This is a genomic window from Rhizomicrobium sp., assembly GCF_056722145.1.
Window position 1 is genome coordinate 1 of the sequence record NZ_JBWZET010000342.1, and the last position, 4,400, is coordinate 4,400.

At 62.5% G+C, this 4,400-nt stretch carries 6 protein-coding genes; 2 read left to right on the top strand and 4 right to left on the bottom strand.

Translation table 11 applies throughout. The features are described 5' to 3' along the window. The 4 genes from gvpN to gvpA form a co-directional block, all read right to left on the bottom strand. Positions 1-649, bottom strand: a 649-nt coding sequence (gvpN, locus tag AC1P6P_RS18160) for a gas vesicle protein GvpN (RefSeq protein ID WP_481403854.1), incomplete at its 3' end; no start/stop codon positions are given. A gap of 5 nt (positions 650-654) precedes the next feature. Then, positions 655-1,419: a hypothetical protein gene (locus AC1P6P_RS18165; protein ID WP_481403855.1), complete on the bottom strand. Its 765-nt coding sequence runs from the start codon at positions 1,417-1,419 to the stop codon at positions 655-657. Positions 1,420-1,567: 148 nt separating this feature from the next. Then, the gene (locus tag AC1P6P_RS18170) at positions 1,568-2,155 is read right to left on the bottom strand and encodes a hypothetical protein (RefSeq protein ID WP_481403856.1); all 588 of its coding nucleotides are present in this window, start codon (positions 2,153-2,155) and stop codon (positions 1,568-1,570) included. A 78-nt stretch (positions 2,156-2,233) separates the two neighbouring features. After that, positions 2,234-2,446, bottom strand: coding sequence for a gas vesicle structural protein GvpA (gene gvpA / locus AC1P6P_RS18175; RefSeq protein WP_481403857.1), 213 nt, complete (start codon positions 2,444-2,446; stop codon positions 2,234-2,236). 526 nt (positions 2,447-2,972) lie between these two features. Here gvpA and AC1P6P_RS18180 point away from each other — a divergent pair. Further along, positions 2,973-3,701, top strand: coding sequence for a sensor histidine kinase (locus tag AC1P6P_RS18180; RefSeq protein ID WP_481403858.1), 729 nt, complete (start codon positions 2,973-2,975; stop codon positions 3,699-3,701). Between the two features lie 13 nt (positions 3,702-3,714). Further along, a partial coding sequence (locus AC1P6P_RS18185) for a response regulator transcription factor (protein WP_481403859.1) occupies positions 3,715-4,400 on the top strand: 686 nt, incomplete at its 3' end.

The following is a 4,400-nucleotide window of genomic DNA, read 5'->3' on the forward strand; positions in this document are numbered from 1 at the left end:
CAATGGCGATTTCGAGATCGCGATCGGCATAGCCGACATCGATGGTGATGATGCGATCGCCAAGCGCATCCTGAGCGTCGTGGACGCCGGCATATTCCTGCGGATTGGACGTGAAAATCACGCGGAAATCGGGATGCACCTTGACGTACGGCTCGTCGCGGTTCTGCGCCGGCAGCACCAGCAGACCCTCTTCCAGGACACCGAGCAGCACGTTGTTGGCCTCCGGTCGCGAACGCGTGAATTCGTCATAGATCAGGGTGTAGCCTTCGCGGCAGGCGGTGGTCAGGCGATGATCGGCCCAATGCTTGTCGGCGGTCTCTTCCATTTTGGTGACGGTATGGATGAAATGGTCGACCACTTTGCGGTAGTGATAGCCCTGTTGGGTCCCGACCAGCGTCGACGTTGCCATGTCCTCGTCGCCCGCGATCATCACCGTCGGACGGCCGAGCAGCGCCGCGACATGCAGCGCCAGCGTGGTCTTGCCGGTTCCCGCGGGACCGCGAAAATGAACCGAGAATCCGGCCTTGAGATAGGCCAACGCGCGCTTGGCGATCGCCTCGACGCTCGGCGTGTGGACGAAATTCTCGCGCGGACGCAGTTCCAGTGTCGTTACCGTATTTGCATCGCCGAGGTTGGCCAAGTTCAGCATGCCCTTCACAACTCCTGGCTGGCGCCGGCGGCCGTCCGCATCGGATCCGCTCCGGCATGGCTTTCAAACCGCCGCGCCCGGTACCAGAGCACGCGATCTTTCGCGAACGTCGTCGGATCGTTGATCCACGACAGGAATTGGCCGTGTACCTGCGCCAGCGCGATCTTCGCCCGTCGCCAGCTTTCCTTGCTCAGCGGCGCATCGCGGCACAGCCCGACATCCAGCGGCAGGCTCGGCATTTGCGCGGCCAGACTGCGGGCAAAAGCATCGCGCGCGCCGATCGCCTCGCCGCTGACGAGATAAGCGGCGTGATTGGCGAAGGCGGCAACGAAATCGCCCGGCAGGCCGAGCCGGCGCGCGACCACAGCCGCCATGCTTTCGATGATGCGCGCAAACGCCTCCAGCGCCCGCGGCGGCAACTCGCCGCCATCACCAAGGCTGCGTTGCAGCACCAGTGCGTCGGCATAGGCGAGCGGCGGCAGGGTGCCGAGCTTGGGCGGCGGAAACAGCCCGAAACAGTAGTCGGCTTCGCTAAAGTCGCCAATCTCGTCGATGTCCTCGAAACCGATGCGCAGCAGCGCCCACAACTTCTCGAACAACGGCATCACCGCCCGCAGGTCGGGCTGCAGCACGATTTCGGGATCGAGCCCGTCCCTGAGATAGAGCCGGCACGCAATGGCTTCGAGAAGCGCCAACTCGACCGGCAACGTCACTTCCACGCTGCCGCTGTTGCGGCCGGCAGAGCGGATATTGCGGCACCCGAGATGCATCACATTTTCTCCGTCTGCCGGCCACCCGCTGCTGTGCCGGGCGGCCCTTTTTCGCGGCATTTGGAGCGGCAGAGGACGCTCCATTTTTTCTAGCAGAACCTCAACGCACCATTCTCATGAGCGAACCGTCCGGCGGGAGATACCGGGGTTAGCCGCGCGCCCGTTTGCGCTTGGATGCCGTACCGGCAACGGCGGCCTTCTTGATGGTCGCTTTGCGCTGACGCGGCGCATCGTGGGCATGCTGTTCCCACACCCGTTCGCCGCGGGTGCGGTCCTTGCGCAGGTCGGCCAACATCTTGTCGGATTCGGCAAGCTGCGCCGCCACGCGATGACGAAGCTCCTTGACTTGCGCCCGCCGCTGATTGGCTTCGCGGCGCATCGTCTTGGTCCGTGTCGCCGCCATGCGTTCGAGTTCGGCGCTGACGCTGTCGTGCAGCTCGCTGGTGTAATCGTCGAGCTGGCGATGCAGCAGTTCGGCGTCGTGCTCGCGTTCGCGACCGAAGCGCTCGATCATGTCCTGCGTCGCACCGCGCGTGAACGCCGCCAATCCGAAGATGTCGCGCAGGCTGCTCTTGGTCGCGGAACGGTGCGCACTCATCGTGCGGGCCAGCGTAGTTTTGTTCTTGCGGCCGTCACGCCGCATCTCGCTCTCGATTTTCGCGATGGCCGCCAGACGGGCGCCCTGAGCCGCTTCGCATTCTGCCGCGATCCTGGACATTTCACTCGTCAATGTCATCGTGCTGTCTCCCTGTTGCCAAGCGACGCGCTTCGAACGGACGCCTGGGGGACACCGTGCCCCCCAGGCACCCAAGCGTCAGGCAGCAGCGGCGCCCGCCGTCAGTCCGACGGCCTCCGCATATTTCAGGTAGGTGTCGACGCCGGCCACCACGATGCGCGCTTCGATCGACAACAGCTCGATGCCGACGAGCGAGACGCGGGCCCACGCATCGACCACGATGCCTTTGTCGAGGATGCGGTCAACGACCTCGGCAAGGCTGCTCGACGCATTCATTTTCTCGATTGCCATGTCTGTCTCCCACTCAGTTTTCGGACGAAGGACTTCGTTCGCTCATGAGTGCGCGGAATATTTCAGATCGCCATTCAGCGCTCCACAAAGAAGAGCCCGTTCGAAGCGGGGACAATTCCGCATGCGGCGAGGGTATTCCCCGCACCGCGTCGAACCTGATTCAAATGCATTTGTATGTGTGTCGAATCGATGCAATTCGCAGACGCCAAGGCGTTGCATGTAAACTCTAATCGAGCTCACTCCGGACGCAACCCGTAGCCCGCCGCAGCATACCCGAGCATCAACGAATCACCCAGGATGCACCATTTTCGAATCAGGAACTGTATGTATAACAAATGCATAAAATACGTGCCCGCAGCACTTGAACATCGAATCATCAGTGCGCGCAGCGGTTGTGAAGGCGCATTTCGAAGAGTACATTTGCGCCGCAACGCCAGGACAATGCCGATTGAACCCCAAGAACCACGCCAACTCACAGCATCATTTCCCACTGGGTCAGGATTGAATCGCGAGCGGACGCACGCCGATGCAGGGCAACGTGGAGAGCGATCTTGGTCGGCAATGGGAGCGCGAAACGACCGCGCGGGTGATGACCGCCTATATTGCGCACGAACTCAATCATCCGCTCGGAACCATCGTCAATATCGTCAACACGCTGTCGCGCCAACTCGAACGGCCTGTGATCCGGCCTCAAGACATCGGCGATTACCTGAAAAGCATCAAGGATGAAGCGCTGCGCGCGTCCACAACGATCAAGCATCTGCGCCTGCTCACCGAACGCAAGCCGACAACGCGCTCGAGCGTTTCACTGGTGGAAGTCTGCCGCGAAGCGATCGAACGGCTGAAGCCGCTCGCGCTCGCCAAGGACGTGAAGGTGCGGCTCAGCGTCCGTACCGACCGCACGCGGGTGACCGGGGTCAAGGAGCTCCTCGGCACGGCGCTGTACAATTTCCTGATCAACAGCGTGGCGGCGCTTGACGATCCCGACATCACGCAACGGCGCGTCTCCGTCTGCGTCGTCGGCAAAAGCGAAGATACGACGGCCATCCAGGTTTTCGACAATGGCTGCGGCCTTCCCGAGCACATTCGCGACAAGATTTTCCAGCCGTTCGTGACGACGCGCTCCGACGGCAGCGGCCTCGGCCTGGCGATTGCGGGCGACATCGCGCGTTGGCATCGCGGCAGCGTCTCCTGCCGCTCGCGCCGTCGCGGCACCTGCATGGAAATGATCCTGCCCAACGAACCGGCAAGCTAGAAGGCAGACCGACATGATGGCGCACGTCTTCATCATCGACGACGACGACCGCTTCCGCAAATCGCTATGCGCGTTGATCGGATCGGTCGGCCTGCAGGCCGAGGGCTGGGGCGATCCGAGCGTGTTCCTCAACAAGGTGACGCTCGACCGTCCCGGCTGCGTCGTCCTGGACAACCGCCTGCCGTCGCTGTCGGGGCTGGAAGTACTGCGCCTGTTGCGCCAGCGCACCTCGATGCCGGTCATCATGATCAGCGCCTATGCCGACGTTCAGACCACGGTGGCGGCGATGGAGATGGGCGCCGCGACGGTGTTCGAAAAGCCGCTCGACGACAACTCGTTCCTCAACAAGCTGGAGCGCTACTGTTTCGAGGATTATCAGTGGGTGCAGAAGCGGCGGGCCTGCGAAGCGATCCAGAAGCGCCTGGCCTTCCTGACCGAAGGCGAGCGCGCCGTGCTCGACCAGATGCGGATGGGCCTTTCCAACAAGGCGATGGCCCGCAATCTGTCGAAAAGCGTCAAGGCCATCGAACGGCTGCGCCAGAACGTCATTCACAAGCTCGACTGCATCAGCGCCATCGACGTGATGTGGAAGGTGCAGGTATGTCCGCTACAGACCACCATGCCGCTGACCTGCTCGCCCGAGCAATGCCTGGAGCATTTCGCCCCGCCGCTCCATCATGAGCGCGAGGCGGCGCGATA

Excerpts from the sequence above, each read along its gene's own strand:
- AC1P6P_RS18165 (WP_481403855.1), bottom strand. The coding sequence starts at position 1,419 with ATGCATCTCGGGTGCCGCAATATCCGCTCTGCCGGCCGCAACAGCGGC.
- AC1P6P_RS18170 (WP_481403856.1), bottom strand. The coding sequence starts at position 2,155 with ATGACATTGACGAGTGAAATGTCCAGGATCGCGGCAGAATGCGAAGCG.
- gvpA (WP_481403857.1), bottom strand. The coding sequence starts at position 2,446 with ATGGCAATCGAGAAAATGAATGCGTCGAGCAGCCTTGCCGAGGTCGTT.
- AC1P6P_RS18180 (WP_481403858.1), top strand. The coding sequence starts at position 2,973 with ATGCAGGGCAACGTGGAGAGCGATCTTGGTCGGCAATGGGAGCGCGAA.